Annotated in this window: 27 protein-coding genes; 7 read left to right on the forward strand and 20 right to left on the reverse strand. The window is 69.1% G+C overall.

What is annotated here, in order from left to right:
• Positions 1 to 33 precede the first annotated feature (33 nt).
• From OPF83_RS13835 to OPF83_RS13860, 6 genes are read right to left on the reverse strand one after another with little or no spacing between them, the layout of a single operon-like run.
• Positions 34 to 588: a YdcF family protein gene (locus tag OPF83_RS13835; protein ID WP_264888101.1), complete on the reverse strand. Its 555-nt coding sequence runs from the start codon at positions 586 to 588 to the stop codon at positions 34 to 36.
• Positions 585 to 1,619: a dTDP-4-dehydrorhamnose reductase gene (rfbD, locus tag OPF83_RS13840; RefSeq protein ID WP_264888102.1), complete on the reverse strand. Its 1,035-nt coding sequence runs from the start codon at positions 1,617 to 1,619 to the stop codon at positions 585 to 587. Before rfbD ends, OPF83_RS13835 begins: the two co-directional genes overlap by 4 nt.
• A gap of 14 nt (positions 1,620 to 1,633) precedes the next feature.
• Positions 1,634 to 2,515, reverse strand: coding sequence for a glucose-1-phosphate thymidylyltransferase RfbA (rfbA, locus tag OPF83_RS13845; RefSeq protein WP_264888103.1), 882 nt, complete (start codon positions 2,513 to 2,515; stop codon positions 1,634 to 1,636).
• A gap of 13 nt (positions 2,516 to 2,528) precedes the next feature.
• Positions 2,529 to 3,617, reverse strand: coding sequence for a dTDP-glucose 4,6-dehydratase (locus OPF83_RS13850; RefSeq protein WP_264888104.1), 1,089 nt, complete (start codon positions 3,615 to 3,617; stop codon positions 2,529 to 2,531).
• 27 nt (positions 3,618 to 3,644) lie between these two features.
• Positions 3,645 to 4,712 (reverse strand): YihY/virulence factor BrkB family protein, encoded by a 1,068-nt coding sequence (locus OPF83_RS13855; protein ID WP_264888105.1) that lies wholly within the window; start codon positions 4,710 to 4,712, stop codon positions 3,645 to 3,647.
• A 34-nt stretch (positions 4,713 to 4,746) separates the two neighbouring features.
• Positions 4,747 to 5,814: a YihY/virulence factor BrkB family protein gene (locus OPF83_RS13860; RefSeq protein WP_264888107.1), complete on the reverse strand. Its 1,068-nt coding sequence runs from the start codon at positions 5,812 to 5,814 to the stop codon at positions 4,747 to 4,749.
• A gap of 265 nt (positions 5,815 to 6,079) precedes the next feature.
• Between OPF83_RS13860 and OPF83_RS13865 the strand changes: the two genes are divergently transcribed.
• Entirely contained in the window at positions 6,080 to 6,475 is a 396-nt protein-coding gene (locus tag OPF83_RS13865) for a hypothetical protein (protein WP_264888109.1), read from the forward strand.
• A gap of 75 nt (positions 6,476 to 6,550) precedes the next feature.
• On the opposite strand, the gene OPF83_RS13870 is transcribed toward OPF83_RS13865, so the two are convergent.
• A complete protein-coding gene (locus OPF83_RS13870) occupies positions 6,551 to 7,420 on the reverse strand; it encodes a hypothetical protein (protein ID WP_264888110.1) in 870 nt (289 codons plus the stop codon).
• A 63-nt stretch (positions 7,421 to 7,483) separates the two neighbouring features.
• Here OPF83_RS13870 and OPF83_RS13875 point away from each other — a divergent pair, with 63 nt between their 5' ends.
• A complete protein-coding gene (locus tag OPF83_RS13875; protein WP_264888111.1) occupies positions 7,484 to 7,996 on the forward strand; it encodes a ferritin in 513 nt (170 codons plus the stop codon).
• 106 nt (positions 7,997 to 8,102) lie between these two features.
• Complete coding sequence (locus OPF83_RS13880) at positions 8,103 to 8,243, forward strand: hypothetical protein (protein ID WP_264888112.1); 141 nt, start codon at positions 8,103 to 8,105, stop codon at positions 8,241 to 8,243.
• A gap of 84 nt (positions 8,244 to 8,327) precedes the next feature.
• On the opposite strand, the gene OPF83_RS13885 is transcribed toward OPF83_RS13880, so the two are convergent.
• Entirely contained in the window at positions 8,328 to 9,137 is an 810-nt protein-coding gene (locus OPF83_RS13885; RefSeq protein WP_264888113.1) for a 3'(2'),5'-bisphosphate nucleotidase CysQ, read from the reverse strand.
• Between the two features lie 141 nt (positions 9,138 to 9,278).
• Here OPF83_RS13885 and OPF83_RS13890 point away from each other — a divergent pair, with 141 nt between their 5' ends.
• On the forward strand, positions 9,279 to 10,190 hold the full coding sequence (locus tag OPF83_RS13890) for a sulfite exporter TauE/SafE family protein (RefSeq protein ID WP_264888114.1): 912 nt from the start codon (positions 9,279 to 9,281) through the stop codon (positions 10,188 to 10,190).
• Positions 10,191 to 10,300: 110 nt separating this feature from the next.
• On the forward strand, positions 10,301 to 10,783 hold the full coding sequence (locus OPF83_RS13895) for an Rrf2 family transcriptional regulator (protein WP_264888115.1): 483 nt from the start codon (positions 10,301 to 10,303) through the stop codon (positions 10,781 to 10,783).
• 219 nt (positions 10,784 to 11,002) lie between these two features.
• Here the strand turns inward: OPF83_RS13895 and OPF83_RS13900 are convergent, their stop codons facing one another.
• The 3 genes from OPF83_RS13900 to cysD form a co-directional block, all read right to left on the reverse strand.
• Positions 11,003 to 11,944: a sulfite exporter TauE/SafE family protein gene (locus OPF83_RS13900; RefSeq protein WP_264888116.1), complete on the reverse strand. Its 942-nt coding sequence runs from the start codon at positions 11,942 to 11,944 to the stop codon at positions 11,003 to 11,005.
• A gap of 4 nt (positions 11,945 to 11,948) precedes the next feature.
• Positions 11,949 to 13,793, reverse strand: coding sequence for a sulfate adenylyltransferase subunit CysN (gene cysN / locus OPF83_RS13905; RefSeq protein ID WP_264888153.1), 1,845 nt, complete (start codon positions 13,791 to 13,793; stop codon positions 11,949 to 11,951).
• Between the two features lie 95 nt (positions 13,794 to 13,888).
• Positions 13,889 to 14,806, reverse strand: coding sequence for a sulfate adenylyltransferase subunit CysD (gene cysD / locus OPF83_RS13910; protein WP_264888117.1), 918 nt, complete (start codon positions 14,804 to 14,806; stop codon positions 13,889 to 13,891).
• Between the two features lie 150 nt (positions 14,807 to 14,956).
• On the opposite strand from cysD, the gene OPF83_RS13915 reads away from it, so the two are divergent.
• On the forward strand, positions 14,957 to 15,877 hold the full coding sequence (locus tag OPF83_RS13915; protein ID WP_264888118.1) for a helix-turn-helix domain-containing protein: 921 nt from the start codon (positions 14,957 to 14,959) through the stop codon (positions 15,875 to 15,877).
• Positions 15,878 to 15,978: 101 nt separating this feature from the next.
• Here OPF83_RS13915 and OPF83_RS13920 read toward each other — a convergent pair whose 3' ends face one another.
• The 3 genes from OPF83_RS13920 to OPF83_RS13930 all read right to left on the reverse strand — a co-directional run bounded on the left by OPF83_RS13920 (position 15,979) and on the right by OPF83_RS13930 (position 19,406).
• Positions 15,979 to 17,349 carry an NAD-dependent succinate-semialdehyde dehydrogenase gene (locus tag OPF83_RS13920; RefSeq protein ID WP_264888120.1) on the reverse strand — a complete coding sequence of 457 codons (1,371 nt, stop codon included), beginning with the start codon at positions 17,347 to 17,349 and terminating at the stop codon, positions 15,979 to 15,981.
• A gap of 130 nt (positions 17,350 to 17,479) precedes the next feature.
• Positions 17,480 to 17,896 (reverse strand): SDR family oxidoreductase, encoded by a 417-nt coding sequence (locus tag OPF83_RS13925; RefSeq protein ID WP_264888122.1) that lies wholly within the window; start codon positions 17,894 to 17,896, stop codon positions 17,480 to 17,482.
• 463 nt (positions 17,897 to 18,359) lie between these two features.
• On the reverse strand, positions 18,360 to 19,406 hold the full coding sequence (locus tag OPF83_RS13930; RefSeq protein WP_264888124.1) for a Ku protein: 1,047 nt from the start codon (positions 19,404 to 19,406) through the stop codon (positions 18,360 to 18,362).
• A 1,576-nt stretch (positions 19,407 to 20,982) separates the two neighbouring features.
• On the opposite strand from OPF83_RS13930, the gene OPF83_RS13935 reads away from it, so the two are divergent.
• Complete coding sequence (locus OPF83_RS13935) at positions 20,983 to 21,774, forward strand: sulfite exporter TauE/SafE family protein (RefSeq protein WP_264888126.1); 792 nt, start codon at positions 20,983 to 20,985, stop codon at positions 21,772 to 21,774.
• 408 nt (positions 21,775 to 22,182) lie between these two features.
• Here OPF83_RS13935 and OPF83_RS13940 read toward each other — a convergent pair whose 3' ends face one another.
• The 6 genes from OPF83_RS13940 to OPF83_RS13965 all read right to left on the reverse strand — a co-directional run bounded on the left by OPF83_RS13940 (position 22,183) and on the right by OPF83_RS13965 (position 26,433).
• Positions 22,183 to 22,491, reverse strand: a complete 309-nt coding sequence (locus OPF83_RS13940) for a putative quinol monooxygenase (protein ID WP_264888127.1) — start codon at positions 22,489 to 22,491, stop codon at positions 22,183 to 22,185.
• 57 nt (positions 22,492 to 22,548) lie between these two features.
• A complete protein-coding gene (locus tag OPF83_RS13945; RefSeq protein ID WP_264888128.1) occupies positions 22,549 to 22,962 on the reverse strand; it encodes a heme-binding protein in 414 nt (137 codons plus the stop codon).
• Positions 22,963 to 23,124: 162 nt separating this feature from the next.
• Entirely contained in the window at positions 23,125 to 24,255 is a 1,131-nt protein-coding gene (locus OPF83_RS13950) for an FAD-binding oxidoreductase (protein WP_264888130.1), read from the reverse strand.
• A 141-nt stretch (positions 24,256 to 24,396) separates the two neighbouring features.
• Positions 24,397 to 24,699, reverse strand: a complete 303-nt coding sequence (locus tag OPF83_RS13955) for a putative quinol monooxygenase (protein ID WP_264888131.1) — start codon at positions 24,697 to 24,699, stop codon at positions 24,397 to 24,399.
• Positions 24,700 to 24,710: 11 nt separating this feature from the next.
• Complete coding sequence (locus OPF83_RS13960) at positions 24,711 to 25,265, reverse strand: type 1 glutamine amidotransferase domain-containing protein (RefSeq protein WP_264888132.1); 555 nt, start codon at positions 25,263 to 25,265, stop codon at positions 24,711 to 24,713.
• Position 25,266: 1 nt separating this feature from the next.
• Positions 25,267 to 26,433 (reverse strand): glutathione-independent formaldehyde dehydrogenase, encoded by a 1,167-nt coding sequence (locus OPF83_RS13965; protein ID WP_264888133.1) that lies wholly within the window; start codon positions 26,431 to 26,433, stop codon positions 25,267 to 25,269.
• Between the last annotated feature and the right edge of the window lie 87 nt (positions 26,434 to 26,520).

Here is a 26,520-nt window from a genome sequence, read left to right on the forward strand (position 1 = left end):
CCCGCGCCGCTCAGCCCGTCACCGTTCAGCCCCTCACCACTGCCCGTTGAGCTTGCCCTTGATCCAGCCGGCCGCCTCCCACACCAGGTGCACCGGCAGCATCGTCGTGTCGAGTCGCTGAACGGGTGTCACGCGCACGTCGAGGCCGGTCACGGTGCGCATCCAGGTCTTCACGCGCACCGTGTGCGGCCGGTTGGTGACCACCAGGATCCGCTCCCAGCCGCGCCGCTCGGCGATGGCCGAGACCATCTGCGCCTCGCCCCACGTCGTGCGCGGGTCGGGGCTGAAGCACACCACCTCGGCGTCGGCGGGCAGGGCGATCCCGGTGCACAGTCGACGCGCGACCTTCTCACTGTTGCCGCCGGGATTGCTCACCAGCAGGGTGTCGGCATAGCCGGCCTCGACGAGGTCGCGGGCGTAGAGGTGTCGGCCGTCGTCGGCGCCGGCGAGCATGACCACCGCGTCGGCGGGAGCGGGGTCGTCGCCGTGCGGCCGGAGGAGGAACGCGCCCCAGGTGGTGAGGACGGCGGCACCGGTCACCGTGAGCACGACGGCGACCACCGCCACGCGACGGAGGTGTCGGTTCACCGCGTCCCGTCACCGCCGGTGGGGGCGGAGGTGTCGGGAGACGACGACGACCCAGCATCCGTCAACCCCGGTGAGTCCTGCGCACCCAGCACCGACATCCCCCGCGCGAGCGAGGTCCGCCAGTCCTCGACCGGGGTCAGTCCCAGCTCACGCCAGCCGGAATCGGCGAGCACCGAGAACGCCGGCCGCGGCGCGGGCCGGGGGAATTCCTCGCTGCTGCACGGTCGCACCCGCTCCGGGTCGGCGCCGAGCTCGCGGAAGACGGCCCGGGCGAGCTCGAACCAGGTGGCCCGGCCCGCGTCCGTGACGTGGTGGACGGCGCCGCTGGTGTCGATCCGCTTGGCCTTCTCGGCGGCGAGCATCTCGAGGATCTGCGCGGTGAGCGTGGTGACGTCCGTGGGCGATCCCCACTGGTCGTCGACGACGGTGAGCGTCTCCCGCTGGGCCTCCAGGCGGATCATCGTGGCGACGAAGTCGCCGCCGGGGATCTCCAGGGCCACCCTGCGGGCACCGGTGTAGAGCCACGCCGTGCGGAGGACCGTCGCCTCGGGCAGCTCCTCGAACACGGCCCGCTCCCCCGCGAGTTTGGTGCGGCCGTAGACGGTGACCGGGCCCGTCGGGTCGTGGGGCTGCAGACCGGGCGCGGTGGCGGGATCGCCGCCGCCGGGCACCCCGCCGGGGAACACGTAGTCGGTACTGATGTGGATCATCCGGATCCCGCGGTCGGCACATCCTCGGGCCAGGTTGCGGGCGCCGTCGATGTTGATCTCGGCCGCGCCGTCCTCATCGGACTCCGCACCGTCGACATCGGTGTATGCCGCGGCGTTGACCACCACGTCCGGCGCGAAGTCGTCCAGCACCGAGGCGATCGACCACGGGTCGGCGATGTCCATCTCGTCCCGCCCCGGTGCGACGGCCCGGTCGCCGGCCTGACGGGCGAACTCCCGCCCGAGCTGACCGCGGCCGCCCGTCACCAGGATGCGCGGCAGTCCGCCCCGGTCGGTGAACTCCCCGCTCGTCGCACTCGTCATCGGCTCCCCCTCTGTCACGGCCGCCGACCCTGTTCCCGTCGCAGTATCTCCAGCAGATATCCGCCGTACCCCGACTTGAGCAGGTCATTCGCGCGGGCGGCGAGCTCGTCGTCGTCGATATATCCCATCCGCCACGCGACCTCCTCCGGTGACCCGATCTTCAGGCCCTGGCGGTCCTCGATCGTGCGCACGTAGTTGCCCGCGTCGAGCAGCGAATCGTGGCTGCCGGTGTCGAGCCACGCCGTGCCGCGCGGCAGCACCTCGACGTGGAGGCGGCCCTCGCGGAGGTAGTGGCGGTTGACGTCGGTGATCTCGTACTCCCCGCGCGCCGACGGCTCGAGCCCGCGGGCCACCTCCACCACGTCGGGGCTGTAGAAGTACAGGCCCGGCACCGCGAAATCCGAGCGCGGGTTCTCCGGCTTCTCTTCGAGGCTGGTCGCGCGACCGTCGGCGTCGAAGTCGATGACGCCGTACTCCTGCGGGTTGGACACCTGGTAGGCGAATACCGCGCCGCCGTCCGGATTCGCGAAGCGCCGCAGCTGCGTGCCCATGCCGGGGCCGTAGAAGATGTTGTCGCCCAGCACCAGCGCCACCGGCTCGTCGCCGATGTGATCCGCGGCGAGGACGAACGCCTGCGCCAGACCGTTCGGCTCCGGCTGCACAATGTAACTGAGCGAGATGCCGAACTGCGCCCCGTCCCCGAGCAGTCGGCGGAACTGCGGCGCGTCCTCGGCGGTGGTGATGAGGAGGATGTCGCGGATCCCCGCCAGCATCAAGGTGGACAGCGGGTAGTAGATCATCGGCTTGTCGTACACCGGCATGAGCTGCTTGCTGGTCGCGAGCGTGAGCGGCCGCAGGCGTGTTCCGCTGCCGCCGGCCAGGACGATGCCCTTCACCAGATCAGCTCCTTCACAGCACCCGCTCCGTCTGCGCGTATCTCGCCTCGACCCGCTCCTTGACCGGCTCCCACCAGTCGCGGTTTGCCGCGTACCAGTCGATGGTCTGCTGCAGCCCCTCGCGCAGGTCGGTGTGCCGAGGTTCCCAGCCGAGCTCCTCGCGCGTGACGGTGGCGTCGATCGCGTAGCGGAGGTCGTGGCCGGGCCGGTCGGTGACGTGGTCGAAGCCCCGGTCCCCACCTGATCCCGCGACTCCCATGAGCTCGCAGATGGCCGTCATCACCGCGAGGTTGGAGTGCTCCCCGTCCGCCCCGATGAGATAGGTCCGGCCCAGCTCACCGTGCGAGAGGATCCGCAGGACGGCCGAGTTGTGGTCGTCGACATGGATCCAGTCCCGCACGTTGGCACCACTGCCGTAGAGGCGCGGCCGACGGCCGTCGAGGATGTTGGTGATCTGCCGCGGGATGAACTTCTCCACGTGCTGCCGCGGGCCGTAGTTGTTGGAGCAGTTGCTGATCGTCGCGCGCACCCCGAAGCTGCGGACCCACGCACGCACGAGCATGTCGGCGCCGGCCTTGGTGGCCGAGTAGGGGCTCGACGGCTTGTACGCGGTGGCCGGGGTGAACTTCGCCGGATCGTCGAGCTGCAGGTCGCCGTACACTTCGTCGGTGGAGACGTGGTGCAGGCGGACGTCGTGGCGGCGGCAGGACTCGAGCACCGCGTACGTGCCCACGATGTTGGAGTGGACGAAGGGCCACGGGGTGGCCAGCGAATTGTCGTTGTGGCTCTCGGCGGCGAAGTGGACCACCGCGTCGTCCGGCCCGGTCAACTCGGCGATCAATCGGTCGGTCACCGCCGCGTCGGCGCAATCCGCCTCGACCAGCTCGACGCGGGCCGGTCCCCCGGCGAGGTGGGCGCGAACCTCGTCGTCGTCGGATCCACCCTCGCCGGGGACCTTGATCAGGTCCTCGAGGCTCGCGCGGTTGGCGGCGTAGGTCATCGAGTCGAGCACCGTGACGTGGGCGTGCGGGTGCTCGCGGATGACGGTGCGGACGAAGTTGGCGCCGATGAACCCGGCTCCCCCGGTGACGACGAGGCGCATGGCCACAACCCTACCGGGGTGAATCCGTCATGCCGTGGCCTCGGGCCCGGCGCCGGTCTCGGTCTCGGGCCCTGACTCGGCCACGGACTCAGGCTCCGCCCCGGACTCGCGTCGCAGCTCGCGGTACCGGGCGAGCATCGTCTCCCGCCGCCGGTCCCTCGCGACCTGCGCGCGTGTGTCCCGCGGCAGCACCACCAGCTCCTCTTCCGCCGGCAGACCCGCGCGGAGTTGGCGGACGCGCATCACCTCGGCGTCGAGCCGGGCGCCGTAGACCACCGCCATGTTGACGAGCCAGAGCCACAGCAGGAACACGATCACGCCGGCGAGTGAGCCGTAGACCCGGTTGAAGTTGCCGAAATTGGCCACGAAGAACCCGAATCCGACCGTGGCCACCGCGATGATCGCCAGCGCGCCCGCCGCCCCGAGCGAGATCCAGTGGAAGCGGCGCCCGGAGATGTTGGGGGCGAAGCGGTACAGCAGGGCCAGCGCGAGGACCGCGGCGATCACCGTCACGGGCCATTTGCCCAGTTCCCACAGGGCCACGGCCTCGCCGCCGAGCCCGATCCAGCCGCCGATCGTCTCGGCGATCGGGCCGGTGAACGCCAGCGCCACGCCGCCGAGCGCGACCAGGAGGATGAGCGCCGCGGTGAGTCCCAGACCAGTGGGCAGGACCCACCACAGCGGTCGCCCCTCCTCGACGCCGAACACCCGGTTCATCGCCCGACCGAGCGCCCACACGTACCGGGACGAGGACCACAGCGCGACCGCCGTGCCCACGACCAGCGCGAGACCGGCCGTGGGGGCGGTCACGAGCGCCTCGATGGGCCCGCGGACGGGGTCGAGGATCACCGGCGGCGCGATGTCGGAGAGCATCCCCATGAGCGCGTCGACGGTCTCGGCGCCGCGCCCGAACACGCCGAGCAGCGAGATCACCACCAACAGCGCCGGGAACAGCGACAGGACCCCGTAGAACGTGAGGGAGCCCGCCAGGTCGGGTCCGCGGTCGCTGAAGAACTCGGACACCGAGCGGACGAGCACCATCCACACGACCCGGATCCGTCGACGGAGCGACCGCGTGGCGCCGGCGGAGGTCATGTGGGGGTCACGTGGGGTACTGGTCGCCGCGGGGTCAGAAGCGGTTACGGGCCTGCTCCGCCTGGGCCTCGCGGCGAAGGTCGGCCGCCTGGTCGACGGTCGACTGATGCTTCTCCTCGGCCTTGTCGCTGGCGGAGGTGTCCCGCGGCGGGAGCAGAATCGCGTCCTCGGCGGGCAGGCCGGCGTTGAGCTCACGGGCGCGTTCCATCTCCGCGTCCACCTCGGCGCCGAAGAGGAAGGCGTTGTTGGTGATCCAGAGCCAGAGCAGGAACATGATGACGCCGGCGAGCGAGCCGTAGGTGGCGTTGTAGCTGCCGAAGTTGGAGACGTAGAAGACGAAGGCGACGGTGGCCAGGCCCCAGACGAGCAGGGCCACGACGGCGCCGATGGAGAGCCACCGGAACTTGGGCTTCCGGATGTTGGGAGCGAATCCGTACAGGATGGCGAGGATGAGGACGACGACGAAGACGAGCACCGGCCACTTGGCGATGCCCCACACCATGACGGCCGTCTCGCCCAGCCCGATGAGGTCGCCGATCCACGCGGCCACCGGTCCACTGACGACCAGCAACAGACCCGCGATGCAGATGAGGACCACCATCACGGCCGTGAGCAGCAGCATGGACGGCTTGAGCTTCCAGAACGGCCGTCCCTCCTCCACGCCGTAGATGCGGTTCATGGCGCGAGCGAACGCCCCGACGTAGCCGGAGGCCGACCAGAGCGCGCCGGCGACACCGGTGACGAGGGCGAAGCCGGCGGCGGGGGTGTTGACGAGGGAGTCGATGGGACCGCGGATCGCGGCGAGGGTCTCCTCGGGGGCCGCCCCCTCGATGATCTCCATCACGGCGTCGACCGTGGCCTCACCCTGCCCGAACACGCCGAGCAACGAGACCACGGCCAGCAGTGCGGGGAACAGGGACAGGACGGCGAAGTACGTCAATGCGGCGGCCAGGTCGGTGCACCCGTCGCGGGAGAACTTCCCGGCGGCACGTTTGAGGCCGAGCTTCCAGGCTCCCCGCGCGAAAGCGCTGCCCTGGGCGGCTTCGGTCGTCTCGGACTCGGTGACCCGCTCCGGGGTCGTAGAGAGGTCGCGTTCGCTCATGCGGTGAACCTTTCCATCGTCTGAGCATCCGCGCAGCACGACCCGCCTAAACGGCAACGGGAATTCACCGTATGAACACGGCCCGGGGCCGAGCGGGGGCCCGACGCGGATTCCGGGATTGAAATCGGGCGATCGTGCGTTACCCTGTTCGGTGTCACGTCACCTATGTGGCGTATCAACCATCACAACAGATCACATCCCCACCCGGACATGGACGCGAGCACCGGTCCGACCCCGGGACACACACTGACAGAAGGAGCCCTTCATGAGCCTGTCCAACGCGATCCTCCGCGGCGTCACCGGCGCATTCGTCCTCAACTCCGGCCTGGGCAAGCGCGGCCTGCCCACCGAGTCCGCCCAGGGCCTTCAGGGCTTCGCCTCCACCGGCATCCCCGCGGTGACCAAGCTGGACGCCGACACCTTCGGCAAGGTCATCGCCTACTCCGAGATCGGCGTGGGCGCGGCCCTGCTGACCCCGTTCGTGCCGAAGAAGGTCGCCGGCGCCGCACTCGGAGCGTTCTCCGCTGGCCTGCTGAGCATGTACTTCCGCAATCCGGCCATGACCGAGTCCGACGGCATCCGTCCCAGCCAGGAGGGTCTGTCGCTGTCCAAGGACGTCTTCATGCTAGCGATCGCCGGCGCGCTGGTCACCGACAAGTGACGCTGCCCGCCAGCGCCTGACGTCCCACGGCGCCGCGCCCCGGCCCGGCCCCGCACTGTCGGGGCCGGGCCGGAGTCATTCCCGCTCGTCGACCTCGTCCGCGGCGCGGTGCTCGCGATCCCGCTCGACCTTCCACCCGTCTTTGATCCTTTGAGACTTCCGCGAATGCCGGACGGCGAGTACCGCCAGGGCCACGCCGATCACCAGCGGGACCCACACCTTCGAGTACTCGAGCAGGAACTCCACCCAGCCGGGCAGTTCCACCGCGGGCAGGTCGATCGCGGGCAGAGTGATGTCCGGCCACGGGATGGCCGGCAACGAGATGTCGGGCCACGGGATATCGATGTCCGGCATCCGCTCGGCGATCCAGTCGATCACCGGATCGAACAGCGGTCGCAGCAGCGGAAGGAGCAGGATCATCGCGATCGCCCAGCCCGACTTCCCGACGCCCGCGGCCAGTGGATAGACCACGCGTTTCCACGGCGACGCGGCGATCGCGTCCAGCCGCGCCTCCGCCGCCGAGTCGGGCGGCGGGTCGAAGTGGACGAGTTCCGAACCGTCGCGGAAGGTCACCTGCCGCATCTCGCCGGAGAAGGTACTGCTGCGCAGTTGTACTCGAGGGCCGGAGAGCGCGGTGAGCACCGTGGTGAACTCTCCGTGGGCCGGCGGCTCCGACTCCAGCGCGACACGGTGGTTGCCGATCTGGCGGATGCGGGCCACCACCTCGCCGCCCTCCAGCACCACGCATCCGGGAGTCGTGGGCTCGTCCGCACCGGACTTGAGGCGGGGAAAGCCCTCGTCAACGAGCCGCAGGGTGTCCGTGGCGCCCACCGCGACCTCGATAACCCCGAGATCGGGATGGTCCAGTCGCCAGACCTCGGGCTCCGGCACCGGCCCGGCTGGGGCACCGTCGTCCGACGGCCCCTCCTCGCGATGATCGCCCACGCCCCGCACGGTACCCGACTGATTTCAGCAACTGCACAGCATGCCGGGCGTACGCTCGCGACCATGAAGCTGAACGACGAACTGGAAGCCCAATTCAACGACCAGATCACCCTGGAGTTCGAATCCAGCCTGGTCTATCGGCAGTTGGCGATCGAGATGGATATGGCGGATCTGCCCGGTATGGCCTCGTGGCTGCGTCGGCAGGCCGACGAGGAGATCGTCCACGCCAACAAATTCATCGACCATCTCAACGCCCGCGGCAACCACCCGCGCATCGGTGACATCTCCACCGGCAAGCTGTCGGTCTCGCAGGACCCGGTCAAGGTCTTCACCGCGGCGCTCGAGCATGAGCAGCGCGTCTCGGAATCGGTCCGCGAGCTCTACCGTGCGTGCGCCAAGGCGGACGACATCGACTCGAACCCCCTGCTCAACTGGTTCCTCGCCGAGCAGATCGAGGAGGAGGCCACGGTCGACGAGATCCTGGGCCGCCTCGAGCACACCGGGGACGACGGCCCGGGCCTGCTCCGCCTGGACGACGAGCTCGCCGGACGCCCCAACACCGGCACCGAGGCCTGAGTTTCCCGGCCGACCCGGGCTGGCCTCGGCCGACCACCACGACTGTGCCCGGCCCCGCGATCGCGGGGCCGGGCACGGTCATGCAGGACACAGAGCCGGATGGCACATGATGCGCATAATGGGCGGCAGCCCCAGCGATCCCCGGATCATGTCGGTGAGCCAGAAGGTGAACGCCTCCCAGGGCGAACTCGGTCCGACCAGTCCTTCGGCGTACTGCGACATCGTCAACCTCCTCATAGCAGCGTGAACTGACCTCACCCTGTACATCGCGCCGACACCGCGAGGTGTGACAACGCGAGGTGCGACATCAGACCGCGAGGGCGCCGCCGCCTCAGACGGATGCGATGGCCGCGAGGATGTCGTCGGCCAGATCCGCACGGCAGACGACGAGGTCGGGCAGGTACGTGTCGGCGACGTTGTACTCCAACGAGTCTCCGTTGACGCGAACGGCGACGAACCCGCGGGCCAGCGCCACCCCGGCGGGCGCCGCGGAATCCCACTGGTACTGCCCTCCCGCGTGGATGTAGGCGTCGGCCTCACCGCGCACCACAGCGGCGGTCTTCGCCCCCGCCGAGCCGAGCGGGGTCAGATCACCGTCGACCGCGCGGGCGACCGCCTCCGCGAACGCCGGAGGGCGGGACGCCGAGAGAACGATGCGCGGGCGGGAGTCGGTGCGGGGCGGGAGCAGGCCACCGCCGACCACTCCGTGGTTGCCCACCGGGTCGGCGTAGTTCTCGTCGTCGTCGACCCCCAGGACCACCCCGAGCGCGGGGAGGGACACCGCTGCGGCGGTGAGTCGTGACCGCGCCGGATCGCCGTCCCGCTCCCACAGGGCGACGTGGACGGCCCAGTCCGGGCGGTCGCCGAGACCGTACTCGCGGGTTCCGTCGACGGGGTCGATGATCCACACGCGATCGGCGTCGACGCGCGCGAGGTCGTCCTTCGACTCCTCCGACAGGACCGCGTCACGGGGACGCTCCTCCGCGAGGCGCTCGAGCAGCATGGTGTTGGCCTGCGCGTCCCCCAGATCGCCGAGCTCACGACCCGTCGGACCCGACGCCCTCAGGTCCACGAGGAGCCGGCCGGCCTCCGCGGCGAGATCCATGGCGAGCTGCTGGTCCGGAGTGCGTATGACGGTCATGCCCCCAGCCTAGAAGCCCCGACCCGGCCCCGTGCCGACCCCGCCCCGAGAGTCGGTAGACAGATCGGTCTAGACAAGTCGGGTTGAGTATGTCTACTGTTTTAGTCAACTTAATCAACTCACTAACCTGAAGAGGCTCTCGTGAAGACACTCATCGTGCTCGGCGTGGTCGGCGCCATCGCCCAACTCATCGACGGATCACTGGGCATGGCCTATGGCGTCACCTCCACGACGCTGCTGGTGGCGGCCGGGATCGCCCCCGCCGCGGCGTCCGCCTCCGTGCACTTCGCCGAGATCGGCACCACGCTCGCCTCCGGCGTCTCCCACCACCGACTCGGCAACGTCGACTGGAGGATCGTGCGCATCCTCGCCGTGCCGGGCGCACTCGGCGCCTTCGCCGGGGCCACGATCCTGTCGAGCCTCCCCGCCGACGTCGCCAAGCCCGTCGTGGGCGCGATCCTGTTGGCCCTCGGCATCTATGTGCTGTACCGCTTCCTCGCACTGGGCGGACGACGTCCCGAGTTCCGCGGACGCGTGCGCACCGGATTCCTCGTCCCCCTCGGTCTGGTCGGCGGCACACTCGACTCACTCGGCGGAGGCGGATGGGGCCCGGTCGGCACCACGTCCCTGCTCTCCTCGGGACGCGTCGAGCCGCGCAAGGTCGTGGGCTCGATCGACACCTCGGAGTTCGTCGTGGCCGTGGGCGGCTCGCTCGGCTTCCTCGTGGGACTCGGCGCGGCCGGCATCAACTGGGGCTATGCCGCGGCGCTGCTCATCGGCGGCGTGCTGGTGGCGCCGATCGCGGCGTGGCTGGTCAAGCATCTGCCGGCGCGCGTGCTCGGTACCGCCGCGGGCGGACTGATCGTGGTGACCAACACGCGGACCCTGTTGCTCTGGGCCGAGGCGCCGACTGCGCTGGTCACGGCCATCCTGATCGGACTCGTCGTGGCGTGGATCGCCGGGATCGCCTGGGCCGTGCGCGCCGAGAAGATCGCCCGGGCCCTGGAGGACCTCGGCGAGGACGCCGTGCAACCCGAGGTGGCGCGGGCCTGACCCTGTCGGTCTCGCGAGTGGCCCGGCGGTGTCGGTTCGTCCGACCTGCCGGGCCTCAGCGGCGCCGGGTCGTCCGCCGACGGCCCGGCGCCTCTGGGACACTGGTGGCCATGAGGGTCACCGCCAAATCGGACTATGCGCTGCGGGCACTCGTCGAACTCGCCGCGGCCCAGCGCGACAGCGCGGACGGCGACGCCCGCGACGCCCCGATCAGCGCGGAGGAACTGGGGCGCCTCCAGGACATCCCCCACGGCTTCCTCCAGGCGATCCTCTCGGACCTCCGCCGGTCAGGGATCGTGTCGAGTCGGCGCGGTAAGACCGGCGGCTGGTTCCTGAGCAGGGACTCCTCCGAGATCACGGTCGCCGACGTATTGCGGGCCGTCGACGGCCCGCTGGTCAGCGTCTACGACGTTCGGCCCGAAGCGGTGGAGTACAACGACCGCGCCGACATCCTCCAGCACGTGTGGATCGCCTCCCGCGCAGCACTGCGCCGGGTAATGGACGCGGTGACCCTGGCCGACCTGGCGGAGAAATCGTTGCCGGAGGCGGTCCACGAACTCACGCTCGATTCGGACGCGTGGGAGGCCCGCTAGAGCGAAGCGCGACCTGACCGCCAGCGGCTTGTCGACATCACTGCGAAGCGTGATGCCACCACTGCGAGAAACCGCCGCGGAACCCGCAGTGAGGGCAACAAACCGGGCCACGGACGGCGGGCCGCGGGCCGAGCGCAGAGGACGACCGGCAGTGATCGGCGGCCGCCCGAACTCAGTTCGCGGCGGACACCGAGCTCAGTGCGCGGCGGCCGCCGGCGCTCAGCTCACGGCCGACTTGCCGGATGCTGGCGCTGCGCCCGGCCCCGCCGCGGCATCGCCGAGATGCACCGAGTAGCGACGGACCATGGCGGCCCAGGCGACAGGTCCACCCACGACGAGCACCACGGCGATCGCCGCGACCAGCAGCGGCGGGGCACCGAGCATCGACGCCGCGGTCACGGCCAACACGATCGTGATGCCCCGACGGATGAGCCCCTGCGGGAGTCGGCCGGCGAACCGGGATCCGACGTAGGTGCCGATCGCGCCGCCGATGAGCAGCGGGATGAGCAACGCCCAGTCGACGCCGGTCACCAGCACGTGGCCGATGGCCGCGGCGATCACCAGGGGGACCGCCTGCACGAGGTCGGTCCCGACCAGCCGCAGCGCGGACAGCGTCGGGTACAGCAGCATGATGCACATCATGATGACCGTGCCGGACCCCACGGAGGTGATGCCCACCATGAGCCCGCCGATCACCCCGACCAGCAGCGTCAGAACGGGTTTGACGGGCGGGTTGGGGTCGTTGCCGGTGCGGATCCGCCCGGACATCTCGAAGAACGCCCGCAGGAAATAGGCGCTGGAGGCCACGATGAGGGTCGCCCCGATCGCCTTCTTGAGCATCCCCTGCACGTCCTCGGCGCCCACGGCGTGTACCAGCCAGGCGCCGAGGTAGGCGGTCGGCACCGAGCCGATGATCAGCCAGAAGGCGATCTTGAGGTTCGGTTTGCCGTGCCTCCAGTGCACGCCCGCGCCGATGACCTTGTTGACCGCGTTGACCACGAGGTCGTTGGCCACCGCCGCGGTGGGCGGGATCCCGAAGAGGATGAGCGCGGGCGTCATCAGCGCGCCGCCGCCCATCCCCGTCAGTCCGATCACCACGCCGATCAGGGCGCTGACGACCAGCAGGCCGAGCGAGTCGTAGGTCCAGAGGGCCTCGGGCACGCGCTCAGACCCCGAGGAGGGTACTGACGATCCGCTGCGCGACCTCCTCCGCCGTCCCGTCCTCGGGACGGATGTGCAGGTCGGGGGTCAGCGGCGGCTCGTACGGCGCGGAGACGCCCGTGAACTCGGCGATCTCACCGGAGCGCGCCTTTGCGTACAGGCCCTTGGGGTCGCGCGCCTCGCACTCGGCCAGCGGCGTGTCCACGAACACCTCGGTGAACGGCAGGTCCGCAGCGGCGTGGACCTCGCGCGCCTTGTCGCGGTCGGCGCGCATCGGCGAGATGAGAGAACAGATGACGACGACGCCGGCGTCGGCGAACAGTGCGGCGACCTCTGCCGTGCGCCGGATGTTCTCCGCACGGTCCTCGGCCGAGAAGCCGAGGTCGGCGTTGAGGCCGTGACGCAGGTTGTCGCCGTCGAGGATGTACGCGCTCTGCCCGGACTCGATGAGCAGGCGCTCGACCTCGGAGGCGATCGTCGACTTGCCCGAGCCCGACAGTCCGGTCAGCCACAGGGTGCGGCCCTGGCCGCGGTCGCCGCGCTGGACGGATCCGGCGTGCCAGACCACGTTGGAGCCCTTGGCGGCCGGCCCGATGATCATGCCGGCGCCGACGGTGTTGCCCGTCACCTCGTCCACCACGATGAACGCGCCGGTGTCGCGGTTGCGGCGGTACTCGTCGTACATCAGCGGCGTCTGCGTGCGCAGGCCGATGCGGCCGATCTCGTTCAGCTCGAGCTCGGTGGCCGCCTGGTCGCGGTGCAGCGTGTTGACGTCGAGCCGGTACTCGAGGCCGGTGACCACGGCCTTGGAGTCGCGGGTGGTGTGCTTGATGATGTAGCGCTTGCCTGTGGTCAGGTTCGAGTCGTCGGCGAACCAGCACACCATTGCCTCGAGCTCGGTGCCCTGGTGCGGACGGTTACCCGGCCGGGCGATCATCTCGCCGCGGACGATGTCGATCTCGTCGTTGAGGGCGATGGTCACGGCGGCGGGGGCCGCAGCCTCGTCGAGCTCCGAGCCGCCGGGGCCCCAGATCGCCTTGACGGTGGACTGCCGGCCGGACGGCATGACCACGACGTCGTCGCCCGTCTTGATGATCCCGCCGGCGATGGTGCCCGCGAACGAGCGGTGGTCCAGACCGTCGGCGCGCTGGGGCCGGATCACGTACTGGACCGGGAAGCGCACGTCGGTGAGGTTGCGGTCGGAGGCGATGTGCACGTTCTCGAGATGATCGAGGAGCGCGGGCCCCGTGTACCACGCCATCGCCTCGCTGCGCTCGACGACGTTGTCGCCCTTGAGCGCCGAGAGCGGGACGAAGGTGACGTTGTGGACCTCGAGCTTGGCGGCGAACTCGGTGAACTCGGTGCGGATGGCCTCGAAGGTGGCCTCGTCGTAGTCGACCAGATCCATCTTGTTGACCGCCACGACCAGGCGCGGGATGCCCAGCAGGGCTGACAGGAATGCGTGACGGCGGGTCTGCTCGAGCACACCCTTGCGGGCGTCCACGAGGATGATCGCCACGTCCGCCGTCGAGGCGCCGGTGACCATGTTGCGCGTGTACTGCACGTGCCCCGGGGTGTCGGCGATGATGAACTTGCGCTGCGGGGTCGAGAAGTAGCGGTACGCCACGTCGATCGTGATGCCCTGCTCCCGCTCGGAGCGCAGGCCGTCGGTGAGAAGCGCGAGGTCGGTGTACTCGTCGCCGCGTCCGGCGGAGGTGGCCTCGATGGAGGCGAGCTGGTCCTCGAAGATGCCCTTCGAGTCGAACAGCAGGCGGCCGATGAGCGTGGACTTGCCGTCGTCGACCGAGCCGGCCGTGGCGATGCGCAGCAGCTGCGCGTTCTCGGACATGGTGTGGCCCTCGGGCAGCACGGCGTCCCCAGTCGTGTAGTCGGTCGCGGACGCGGAGCCGGTCACGCCGGTCTCCTCGGTGGTGGGGGTGCTCATCAGAAGTAGCCCTCCTTCTTGCGGTCTTCCATGCCGGCCTCGGAGATGCGGTCGTCGGCGCGGGTCGCACCGCGCTCGGTGACTCGGGTCCCGGCGACCTCGGCCACCACGGCGGCGTTGTCGGCGGCGTCGGACTCCACGCACCCGGTACAGGTGGCGTCGCCGACGGTGCGGAAGCGGACCAGCTCGGTGCGGGCCTCTTCGCCCGGGAGGGTCTCTAGGAAGCGGGTGTTCGCGAGCAGCATGCCGTCGCGCTCGATGACCTCGCGCTCGTGCGCGTAGTAGATCGGCGGCAGGTCGATGTCCTCACGCTCGATGTACTGCCAGATGTCCAGCTCGGTCCAGTTGGACAGCGGGAAGACGCGGATGTGCTCGCCCTTGCGGTGCCGACCGTTGTAGAGCTTCCACAGCTCGGGGCGCTGGGCGCGGGGGTCCCAGGCGCCGAAGGCGTCGCGGAAGGAGAAGACGCGCTCCTTGGCGCGGGCCTTCTCCTCGTCGCGGCGGGCACCGCCGAAGACCGCGTCGAAGCGGTTCTCCTGGATGCCGCGCAGCAGGGCGGTGGTCTGGAGGCGGTTGCGGCTCGTGCCGGGGCCGGTCTCCTCGATCACGCGGCCGGCGTCGATGTCGTCCTGGACGTAGGAGACGTGCAGCGTCACCCCGGTCTCGGCCACGACACGGTCGCGGTACTCGATGACCTCGTCGAAGTTGTGCCCGGTGTCGACGTGCATGAGCGGGAAGGGCATCGGCGCGGGCCAGAAGGCCTTGCGGGCGAGGTGGAACATCACCACGGAGTCCTTGCCGCCGGAGAACAGCATCCCCGGTCGTTCGAACTGCGCGGCTACCTCGCGGAAGATGTGGACGGACTCCGCCTCGAGCGCGTCGAGGTGCGAGAGCGTCACCGCCGTCCTGGGCGTCATGCGACCTCCATCGTCGTGTGGACAATCTCAATAGACAGAACTGTCTATCAGATCGTGCTGGAACCATCGTGCGCCGCCCCCGCCCGGATTCCCGCCACCGCGAGCGGAACGACCCTGCTATCGACGGATTATCGACGTAGAGTGTCGACTATGCGACACGAGCCCACCCGCCGCGCCGTGGAGGTGGCCACGGCACTCGCCGCGGCCGGGGAGCCGGTCACGACGACGAGGCTGGCCGCCTCGCTCGGGGCGAGCCGCTCGACGCTGCACGCCGTCCTCGCCGAGCTGCACGCGTGCGGCTGGGCCGACCGCGTCAGCGGCGCCGGGGGCGGATGGGTGGCGGGGCCGGTCCTGCGCGCGGTGGGGCGGAGCGTCGGCACGGAGCCCGACCTTGCCCGGATCGCCCGCCCGGCCCTGGATGAGGTCGCCGACCTGACCGGCATCGCCGCCGCCGCGCTGCAGCTCCGCGGGGACTTCCTCGAGGTGGTCGACGTCGTCCGCGGCGGCGTGCGCACCTCGTCGTCGTCCTCCGCCATGCCCACCGGACACACCATCCCGCTCCGGGCGCCGTTCGTGCGCGACGTCGCGGCCCGGCTTCCGGAGTCCCGCCGCGAAATGTGGCTGACGGACGGCGCGGTCCCCGCCGCCGCCCGGGCCCGGCTGGACCTCGTGATGCCACAGGTCACGCGGCGCGGCTGGTCGGTCGACCGACTCACCCCCGCCCGGCGCGAACTGCTGCGGATGGCCGACGCGCTCGAGTCCTCCGGCGTCGGACCGCTCGTGAGGGACCGGGTCTCCGAGCTGTTCGCCGAGCTCAGCACGATCGACGTCCTGGACTCCGAACTCACCCCGGGCGCCGACCTCGCGGTATTCGCGGTGTCCGCCCCGGTGATCGGACGGGGAAACGTCGCGGTCGGTTCGATCGCGGCGACCCCCGGACGGCGGATGACCGGGCGCGCGGTGATGCGGACGACCGACGCGGTCACCGTCGCCGCCGCCGACGTCTCGGCGCGCGTGGCCGCGCTCACCACGGCGGCCCCGCCCCCGCCGGCGCGACTCCGACACGCTTGAGAAATCACCGCCGCCGGTCCGGCGCTGACCGGCGACGGCCGCAGAGGGTGCGGCCGCCACCGAGTCGTGTCGCGGGGTGCCGCGGCCACCCGCCGTCGGCCTCAGTGCACGCGCCGCAGTTTGGTGTTGACGAACTCGCCCATCCCCCATCGGCCCAGCTCCCGGCCGTAGCCGGAGGCGCGGACGCCGCCGAAGGGGAGGCCGGCACGCGTGGTGCCGTGCTCGTTGACGTAGACCATGCCGGCGTCGAGCCGGTCCGCGACGCGGGCCGCCTCCTCCGGGTCGGTGCCCCACACAGATCCGGACAGGCCGAACCGCGTGTCGTTGGCGATCCGCAGGGCGTCGTCGAGATCGGTGTACCGGTAGATCATCGCGACGGGCCCGAACACCTCGTCATGGTAGACGTCCATCTCCTCGGTGATGTCCGTAAGCACCGCGGGCGCCATGTAGGCGCCGGGCCGGTCGAGGGCCTCACCGCCGACGTGCAGCGTGGCGCCCTGCTCCACGGCGGTGCGGACCTGCTCGACCACGGTGTCCCGCGCGTCCTCGCTCGAGAGCGGCCCCATCTCCGTGCCGTCCTCGTCGGACGGCCCGACGACGATACGGCCGTAGAGGTCGGTGAGCGCAGAGACGAAGTCGTCGTAGATCCCGTCCGGCACGAACATCCGCTTGGGCGAGTTACACGCCTGACCGGAGTTCGAGAGCCGCGCCCGCCCGACGGTGTCGACGAGCGCGTCGACGTCGTCACTGTCGAGGACGACGAGCGGATCCGAGCCGCCGAGCTCCAACACGCTCTTGGTGAGGTTCTTTCCCGCGACCTCGGCCACGGCGGCGCCGGCGACCTCGCTGCCCGTGAGGGAGACCCCCTGGACGCGTGGGTCGGCGATCATCTGCGCAACCTGGTCGGAGGAGGCGAACACGTTGACGTAGGCGTCCTCCGGCAGGCCCGCCTCCCGCTGGATCTGCTCGATGAGCGCAGAGCTCTTGGCGCAGATCGAGGCGTGCTTGAGCACCACGGTGTTGCCCGCCATGAGGTTGGGGGCGGCGAACCGGGCGACCTGGTAGTAGGGGTAGTTCCACGGCATCACGCCCACCAGCGGGCCGACGGGCTCCACGGTCACCGTGTTCTCGCGCGCACCGGCGACGTCCAGCGACTCCGGCTGCAGCAGATCCGGTCCGTGCTCGGCGTACCAGGCGTAGATGGAGGCGGCCAGCTCGACCTCTCCGGCCGCCTCCTCGGTCGGCTTGCCCATCTCCTCGGAGATGGCCGCCGCGAGCTCGTCACCGTGCTCCCGGAACGCGTCAGCGATCGCGTCGAGGATCCGGGCGCGTTCCCGCGGATCGACCTCACTCCAGCTGCGGTAGCCCTCGGTGACGCGGGTGAGGACGGCGTCGATGTCGCCGTCCGCCAGGCCGTCGTACTCGGCGACGGTCTCGCCGGTGGAGGGGTTGTGGGTCCGGTACGTGCTCATGTGGAGATCACATCCTGACTTCTCAAGGGGTCGGGTCCCCGACCGTACGCGCCTCGCGGCGGGGCGCACACCGGTCGCCTCACGGCGGCCGCGCAACCGCCCCTCCCCGCACCGCCGAGGCCACCCCGCCCTACGGCGTCGGCGCGCCGCCCGTCACCGAGAGCGTGTTGCCGGTGGTGTACGACGACTCCTTCGACGCCAGGTACACGTACGCGCCGGCCATCTCGACGGGCTGGCCGGGGCCGACCGAGGGGATTCTTGTGTCCGAAGGTCGGCAGAGCGTCCGGCAGCTGCCCACCAGACACCTGCAGAGCAGTCCAGAACGGCCCGGCGCCACGGCGTTGACGCGGATCCCCCGCGCCACCAGCTGCTGCGCCAGGCTCTTGGACATCGTGTTGACCGCCGCCCGCGACGCCGCGTAGTCCACCAGGCCCGGCGAGGGCGTGTACGCCTGGACCGACGAGGTGAAGATCACGCTCGATCCCGGCTGCAGGTGCCCGAGCGCCTCCTGCATCATCCAGAACGGCGCGTTGACGTTGACGTTCATCGTCTCCGCCCACTGCTCGGAGGTGAGGTCCTCCAGCTTCTCGACCTTCCGCTGCCGCGGCGTTGAGCACGAGGACGTCCAGGCCGCCCAGCCCCGCCACGGCGTCGCGGACCTCCCGACCGTATGCGCGACGCGCGCCCCCGGCTTCCGCAGCAGCCCACCCGGGACCCCCGCGCGCCTCGGGCATACCACCCGGGTTCCACGACGAGGCCTCCACCCCGGACCACGATTCGCCGCCGGGGTGTCGCGCGCTTCGCGTCCCTCTCCCCTCCCCACCCGAATGTGACACCGTAAACTCCGCAGGCCGATACACCTCATGGCGTGCCAGGTGTCGACGGGCCTCGACGCGGTCGACCGTGATCGGGTACGTCATCAGCCCGAGGTGCCCTGGGTGTGCCTCGGGTCCCGCACCGTCACCCGGACGCGCGCGATTGCCTACAGAAATAGTCGCCTGGCCGTCGAGTCAGGCCGATTTCTTGGACGTGCTCGAGGCGGAGCTGCCGGAGTCCGACTTGGAGGACGTCGACTTCTTTGCCGTCGACTTCTTTGCCGTCGACTTCTTTGCCGCCGCCTTTCTGGCGGGCGCCTTCTTCGCGGCAGTCTTCTTTGCCGGGGTCTTCTTTGCCGAGCTACTCCCGCTCTTCTTGCTGGTGGCCTTCTTGGCGGAGCCGGAGTCCTCGTCGTCGTCGCTCTCGTCGTCGTCCTGGTCGTCGGCGTCGTCCGCCTTACCACCCCGGTCCTTCACACTCGCCCGCAGCGCCGCCAGCAGATCGGCCACCTCGTCGTCACCGTCGTCGCCCGAGGTGTCCTTCTCCTCCACCGTGAACGCCTCACCGCCGGCCGCCTTGGCCTCGATGAGCTCCTTGAGCTGATTCTGGTAGTCGTCCTCGTACTTCTCCGGCTCGAAATCCGCCGCCATCGTCTCGATGAGCGACGCCGCCATCTTGACCTCCTGCGGCCGGACCTTCGCCTCCTTGTCCAGGCCCTCCAGGATCGCCGGGCGGATCTCATCCGGCCACAGCAGCGTCTGCAGCATGAGCACGTCCTTGTACACCCGGAGCGCACAGAGGCGAGTGCGGTTGCGCAGCGTGAACGTGCAGATCGCCAGGCGGTCCGTCTGCTGCAGCGCCTCCCGCATCAGCACGTACGCCCGGTTGGAGCGCGACGCCGGCTCCAGGAAGTACGCGTTGTCGAACGCCACCGGATCCACCTGATCGGCCGGGACGAACTCCGTCACCTCGATCTCGTGGTTCTGCTCCACCGGCAGGCTGGCCAGGTCGTCCTTGGTGAGGATGACCATCTCGCCCTCTTCGGACTCATACGCCTTGGCGATATCGGAGAACTCGACCTCCTCGCCATTGTCGTCCCGCACCTTCTTGTAGCGGATGCGGACGCCGTCCTTCTTGTCCACCTGCCGCGCGTGCAGATCGTGGTCCTCCGTCGCCGCGTACACCTTGACCGGCACGTTGACCAGACCGAACGAGACCTCGCCCTTCCAGATGGATCGCATGGGATGAGTATGCGACATATGCGGGGCGGCGGCAGCCGGACGAGAGCCACACCCTGAATGCAGGAGAGCCGGAGTCGCCGGCCACTGCCTGGGAGTTGATCGCCACCCGCCAGCGCACTCGTCCTACTTGTCAGATGTGGATGCAATAGTGCGTTCATGACGACGTACGGCAACGATTCGACTCCCACGATGGAGCTGATGCGGCTTGGGCCCTTCACACCCGGGCGAAACGCCGACCCCGCTATCGTCGCGGTCAAACGCGCACACGTGCGTGACCTTCACGTTGCGCCAATCAACGCTATCGCCGACGCCGTAGCTGACGCCGAAGGAATCGCCCGAGGCCTAGTTCCGTACGTCGATCCCCAACTCGGCGGAGTCGAGGCCGAGGTGCTCGCTCTACTGGACAACCCGTCGACCAAGGCGGAAGCTGGAACTGGATCCGGGTTACTGAGCCTCGAGAACGACGACGGTTCCGCCCGTCGGTGCGCCGGGATCTACAACGACTTCGGGCTGACTCCACAGCAGGTGGTGCACTGGAATGTCGCACCGGCCCCAATCTCTGGCACCAAGAATGGTCGCTCTTCCGCAGCAGAGCGCGCACGCGGCGCCCGCTGGCTCAGCGAATTACGCGCTCTCCTCCCGAACTTGAAGGTGGTGCTTCTCATGGGGGCCATGGCCCGCGACGGCTGGGTGCGATCCGGACTCTCCTCCGCGGGGTTGGTCATTCCAGCTGATGTTCCCCACCCCTCCGGCAAAGGGATGGCTAACCCGGGAGCCCCTGAACGGCTGTATCGCGCGATGACCGAGACGATGACCGTCTTGAACGGGCCCGAGTGCCCATTCCCGCTCGTCCCTACCTTGAGCACCGTCCAAAAGTCCGACGCCCCGCTGCGGCCATCGACGTCCCCAGAGGCCCCGCCCCAGCCGTCCAGCTCTGTCACTCAACCTCTCGACAGCGAGCTTTGGGGCTGGTGGCCCACTTTCGAGCACTACAGTGCGGGCTCCCCGCCGTGGGGCACCTCGAAAAACCTCGGCTCCGTCGAGGCTGCGATCGACAGCCACAGGGGCGCGCCACGAAAGAAAAGTCCGATCGCTCGCCTTACCCCAGCAGGGTGGGCCCTGATGGCGAAGCGCGGATCAGGTACCACCGAGGAGATGAAACCCGACCAAGCCGGCAAGTACGAACGCGCTCGGGCGGGCGGGCCCTGGGGAAATCAAGGCCCTATTCCGCCAGAGGCCGAGTTGCATAGGACGACGATCGACCTCGACGTTTCGCGACGTCCAAGCGGGTCAGGCGCGTAGAGCACAACATCCATCGGGCGAGGTCTCGCGAGCCCGTGAAGGAATTGCACTCGCCACCCCAGCCAGAGGTCCTCGGTCGCGTGGTGATCTCGGCTGTCCGCCCAGCCTGTTCAGCTGCGTGCCGGCGATACCGGCCAACCGGGCGGCGAATGAGGGCCGAGGTCGCTCACCTCGTCGTCGTCACCAAGAAACGGCGACCCACACCCACGCGCCAGGCGGCACCGCCCACCGATCGGCCGACGGCCACGCCGGAGGCACCTGGAAAGCTGTCCCCATGCCCGCCGACGTCGCGCCCCTGCTCCTGCTCGTGGCGGCGTCGGCCGTCATCCTCGGGACCGTGCTGCAGCGGGTCAGCGGGATGGGTGTCGGGCTCGTGGTCTCGCCGACGTTGGCCCTGCTTCTGGGGCCCGTCGCCGGAGTGCCACCGACCAACATCACAACCACCGTCTCCGCGGCCCTCATCGCGATCACGCTGTGGCGCGACATCGACTGGCGCCGCTACCTCCACCTGGCGCCGCTGATCGTCGTGGGGTCCGTGCCCGGTGCCCTCCTCGTGGGCGCTGCCGACCGCAGCTGGCTCGAGGTGGTGATCGGCACTGTTCTGCTCGGCACCCTCGTCTTTACCGCACTCGTGCGCATCCCGCCGGTGGGCGGCCGGCGGCCGGCTGCAGTGGCTGGCACGGCCGGAGGATTCCTCAACACCGCGGTGGGCGTGGCCGCGCCCGCGATGCTCGTCTACGCGCAGGCCACGGGGTGGAACCAGCGGTCCTTCGCCGCGACCCTGCAGCCGATCTTCTTCACCATGGGCGCGACCTCCGTCATCACCAAGGTCGGTCTCGAGGCCGCGCCGATCTCCGGGCTGCCGCCGATCGGCGTGATCGGGCTGGTTGTGGCTATGGTTCCGATCGGCATTCTTCTGGGTGGCGCGGTGGCCACGCGAGTGTCCGCCACCGTGGGGCGACGGGTCGCCGTCGTCGTCGTCACCCTCGGGGCTCTCACCCTCCTCGGTCGAGGGATCGGGGGGGTTGGCCGGGGTGCTCTGAACGGTGAGCGGACCTCGCCGTGACGGTCGACGCGCCGCGGGCCTGTTCGCGCCGAGGAGACACAATGGGGCCATGGCATCCCCGGTTGCCCGCAGCCGTCATCGCCACGGTCCGCGACAGCGCATGGCTTCCCCTCGGGGCGGTCGATGGACGATCTCATCAGTAGCCACGCCTGAGCGGTCAGGCTGTTACGCGGGTCTCGGCGGCGGTGGGGCGACGGGTTGCCGTCGTCGTCACCCTCGGGCTCTCAGCCTCCTGGGGCGAGGGGCCGCGGGCCCGGCCGGAATGTTCTAAGGCGTGTCTCCCATAACTGTGTGGTGACCCGCGAGACCGTGGGCCACCACACAGCTATGGGAGACACGCCCTGGCCTGGCGTCTGCGCACGCATGGCAAGCGCCAAGTCCTGTGGCCGCCGCGGGCGGGCGCTTGCTCTATGCGGGCTGCTTCTCCGCGACGACATCGAGCTGCTCGATAACGGGCTCCCCGAAAAGCTCACCCGTCTTCTCACCGAGCGCTTTCGCGACCTCACCCGACAGGTGCGCCTGGCGACCGTCGTCGGCAAATGCGTCAAAGATCCCGAACGACGAGGGGCCGAACTGTATCGCGAACCACCGGACGGTCTTGGGCTCACCCTCTACGATCGACAGGCCCTGGTTCAAGAAGTCGCGGACTTCTTCCTCCCTGCCGGGCAGTGCTTCGAGGCGCACCAGAAGCGCTTTGCTGACCTTTGTTGCTGCCATCTTGGATCAATCCTATTGGATCTATCCTTTGCTCGGTTTTGCGTTCTTCGGAATGGATTAAAACGCCGCTACAGCTGCCTCCGCGACCGTCTGATCCTGCTCGCCGCTACCCCCGCTCACTCCTACCGCCCCGACGACCAGGCCATCGCGGCGCAGCGGGATGCCGCCAGCAAACACCATGACCCTGCCATGGTTCGAGTTCTGGATGCCGTAGAACTGCTCGCCGGGCTGAGCATTTTCGGCCAGGTCCTTGGTGGCGATGTCGAAGGCGCGCGCCGTAAAGGCCTTGTTGATCGAGATGTCGACGCTGCCCACCCACGCGTTGTCCATGCGAATGTGGGAAACCAAGTTAGCACCCGCGTCGACCACCGCGATGTTGCTCGGCGACCCGATCTCTTCCGCCTTAGCCTGAGCGGCGGCGATCACGCGCTGAGCGTCCTCGAGCGATACGGATTCGAGCTTGATGGTCATGAGTACCTCCTGGTTGTGTGCCACATGCCAATCGGGTCGACCGATGGGCTAAGGCTGTCTCGCCTGAGTTAGACGTCATGCCGGTGCTTTCGCCGAGCGTACCCATTTCGGCTCGCGCTCGCGGAGAACCCATTGAGTGCGTCCGTTCTGGGGTCAGGCGAACTATCGCAGGGCTTCGCCGAGGCGAGCGGCGGGCGTGAGGTCGGCGTCTAGACCGCCGCCGGTCGCAGCCCGGGCAAGAGCGCGACCCAGCGCAGGTGCCTGCTTGAACAGATTGTGACCGGCCACAAAAAAGACAGAGCCTTCCTCCCACACGGCCACGCCGTCCTCGCTCCATGGGAGGTCGGTCACCCAGCAGTGAAGAAAGTCGCGCGGCTCTGGGTGGAGACCGGGCAGCGCCCGTGTCACGTATTCGCGTGCGCGTTCGTCCAGCGATCGAATCGCCGCAGGGTCGATGAACGTTCCGTCGTCGCGGACGCCCACGGTTTCGCTGAGTCCGACCGAATAACTGCTGTTGCCCGGTAGCGGCGTCGCGTATACGCCGACTTCGCCGAAGACACCGCTGCCGTCCTGCAGGCACGCGACTCGTGCCGGGGCGGCGCCTTTCACGTCGAAGGTCAGCCGGACGTGTGCGGCAAGGCGAACCGGCAGCGACAGGCCGACGGTGCGGGCCAGGCGGGCGGTTTCGCGGCCGGCGCACACGACCACCTTGGAGTAGACAGCCCGGTCGCTGACGCTGCGCACCTCGACCGTCCCATCGGCGCGGGGATCGATGGAGATGACCTCTGCGGTGGTGACGGCCTCTGCGAGGGCACCCGCGAGTGCCGTGATCGCGGCGCGGGTGCGGATCGCGCCGCCCGACTCGTCGAGCATCGCTGGCCCCGAGTACCCAGCGAGCAGCGGCATTCGCTGGGCGAGCTCGGCTGCATCGATCTCGTGCGCTTCCACGCCGCCGACCTGGTCGAGCACCCGCAGCCGCGCCAGGGCGCTCTCTCCGATCGCCACGACACCGTCTGATGAGACCAGCTCGACGTCGAAGTGTTCGGCCCACTCATCCCATACGCCGCGGCTTTCGCGCGCGAAAGCGACGAGTCGCGGGTCGTCGTGGGCATGCCGGAAGATCCGCGACTCGCCCGCGGACTGACCCGTTCCGGGCAGACCGGCCTCGTACAAGCGCACCGGAACGCCCTGCTCCCGCAGCGCGTACGCCGTCGACAGACCGACGATTCCGCCCCCGATCACTGCTACCTCGGGTGAACGCGTCGGGGCAACGTCGTCGTCAATTACTGTCATCGCGATTCCTCGATCTATTAGGGATGGGCGATAGGCCGTAAGAGGAGGGGCCGCTGCCACGACGTCAACGGGCTGTGTCAGCCCGAAGTCACCGCGCGCAGCGACCCTTCATGTCCGGGTCAGTAGTCCCGGTCTGTGGTGTCAGGCGGGAAGCTTGGAGCCCAACACGTCGAGCTTCTCGATCGTGGGTTCGGAGAACAACTTGCCGGTGTTTTCGCCGAGCGCTTCCGCCACGGGTCCGGACAGGTGGGCATCACGTCCGGAGTCGTCCGGAAAGACGTCGAAGATGCCGAACGAGGTCGGCCCGAGGCGGATCGCGAACCACGCGGTGGTGGCCTGCTCTCCCTCGACAAGCTCACGGCCGCTGTCGAGGAAGTCCTTAACCTCGTCCTCCTTGCCGGGCAACGCGTCAAACCTGACCAGCAATCCTTTGGTCACACTCATGATGTCTCCTCTTACTTTGTAGTGGTGTCCGCGATTTGGGACACGAGCGCGTCGGAGAACGCCGGCAGGTCCTCCGGCGAGCGGCTGGTGATGAGATTCTTGTCGACCGCGACCTCCTGGTCGACGACGTTCGCGCCGGCATTGCGCAGATCCGTGCGGATGCTCGGGAAGGACGTCAGGGTGCGACCGGTGGCCACGCCGGCCTCGATCAACGTCCACGGTCCGTGACAGATCGCCGCCACGGGCTTGCCACTCTCGACGAAGTCGCGGACGAAGGAAACGGCGTCCTTGTCGACCCGGAGCTGGTCGGGGTTCACCGTGCCGCCGGGAAGCAGCAGGGCGTCGTAATCGCCCACCGAGGCGTCGGCGACCAGCCCGTCGACGGTGAACGTGCCCGCTTCATCCAGATCGTTCTCACGGGCCTTGATCTCGCCGTCGTGGATCGAGAGGACCTCGGTCTGAGCGCCGGCCCGGTCCAGTGCTTCGCGGGGTTGCTCGAGCTCGACGCGCTCGACCCCGTCCGCGGCGAGGATCGCGACCCTCTTGCCCTGCAGATCTGCTGCCATGTCAGTTCGCCTTCTTTCCGCTGGACATACCTGGCTTGATGACGACCTTGGTCCAACCCTCGGACCTGGCGTCGAAGTTCCTGTAGGCGTCGGCGGCCTCTTCCAGCGAGATCTCGTGGGAGACGATCCAGGACGGCTTCGCCTTGTCAGCCGCGATCAGGTCCCGGAGCTGGCGGTTGTACCGCTTGACCGGGGCTTGACCGTTGCCCATGGTCTGCCCCTTGAACCAGTGGGTGCCGAAGTCGATGGCCGCCTTGCCCTGCTTGGCCAATTCGCTCTTGGCCCCCGGGTCCTGGGGGACGAACACGCCGACGGTGCCGATTCGTCCGGTGAAGCGGACCGCGTTGATGAGCATGTTCAGCGTGAGGGCGATGTCTTCGTTGCCCTGGGGATCGTGGGCCTGGTAGCCCACGCATTCGCAACCACGGTCGGCTCCGAGCCCCATCGTCTCGTCCAGCACCGCCTGCACCGGGTCGGTCTTGGAGTCGTCGATGGCAATCGCACCGATCTGCTCAGCCAGCGCGAGCCGGTCGGGGTGGCGATCGACCACCATCACCTTCGCGGCCCCCTTGATCGTCGCGGACAGGGCAGCCATCAGCCCCACCGGTCCGGCCCCGGCGATCACGACGCTGTCGCCCGGGATCACGCCGGCCATCTCGGTTGCGTGGTAGCCGGTGGGGAAGATGTCGGAGAGCATGACGTAGTCGTTCTCCTTCTCCTGCGCATCCTCACCCAGGCGCAGCGCGTTGTGGTCGCCGAAGGGGACCCGGAGCAGCTCCGCTTGGCCTCCGCCGTACGGGCCCATGTCCGCAAATCCGTATGCCGCACCGGCGGCGGACGGGTCAGGCTGCGTGGTCAGGCAGTAATTCGTGAGACCGCGCTCGCAGTTCTTGCAGAACCCGCACGAGATGTTGAAGGGCAACACGACCCGGTCGCCCACCTTGACCTTCTCCACGCCCTTACCGATTTCCACCACCTCCCCCATGTTCTCGTGGCCGAACGTGCGGCCCTGCTCGAAGGAGGTCCGGCCCTCGTACATGTGCAGGTCCGAGCCGCAGATATTGGTCGTTGTCATTTTGACCAGCACGTCGGTGGGACGTTCGATCTTCGCGTCCGGAACATCCGTAACCGCGACATCTCTGGGTCCTTGATAGACGACAGCCTTCATGCTGAGCCTCCAATGGTTGTGCTTGGCAAACCTCTGACTTCCTCACACTCACACTGAAACGACGCCGCGTCAACCAAATGGAGACCA

Origin of the sequence: Dietzia sp. NCCP-2495 (assembly GCF_026011735.1) — a bacterium.
In the GTDB taxonomy this organism is placed as follows: Bacteria; Actinomycetota; Actinomycetes; order Mycobacteriales; family Mycobacteriaceae; genus Dietzia.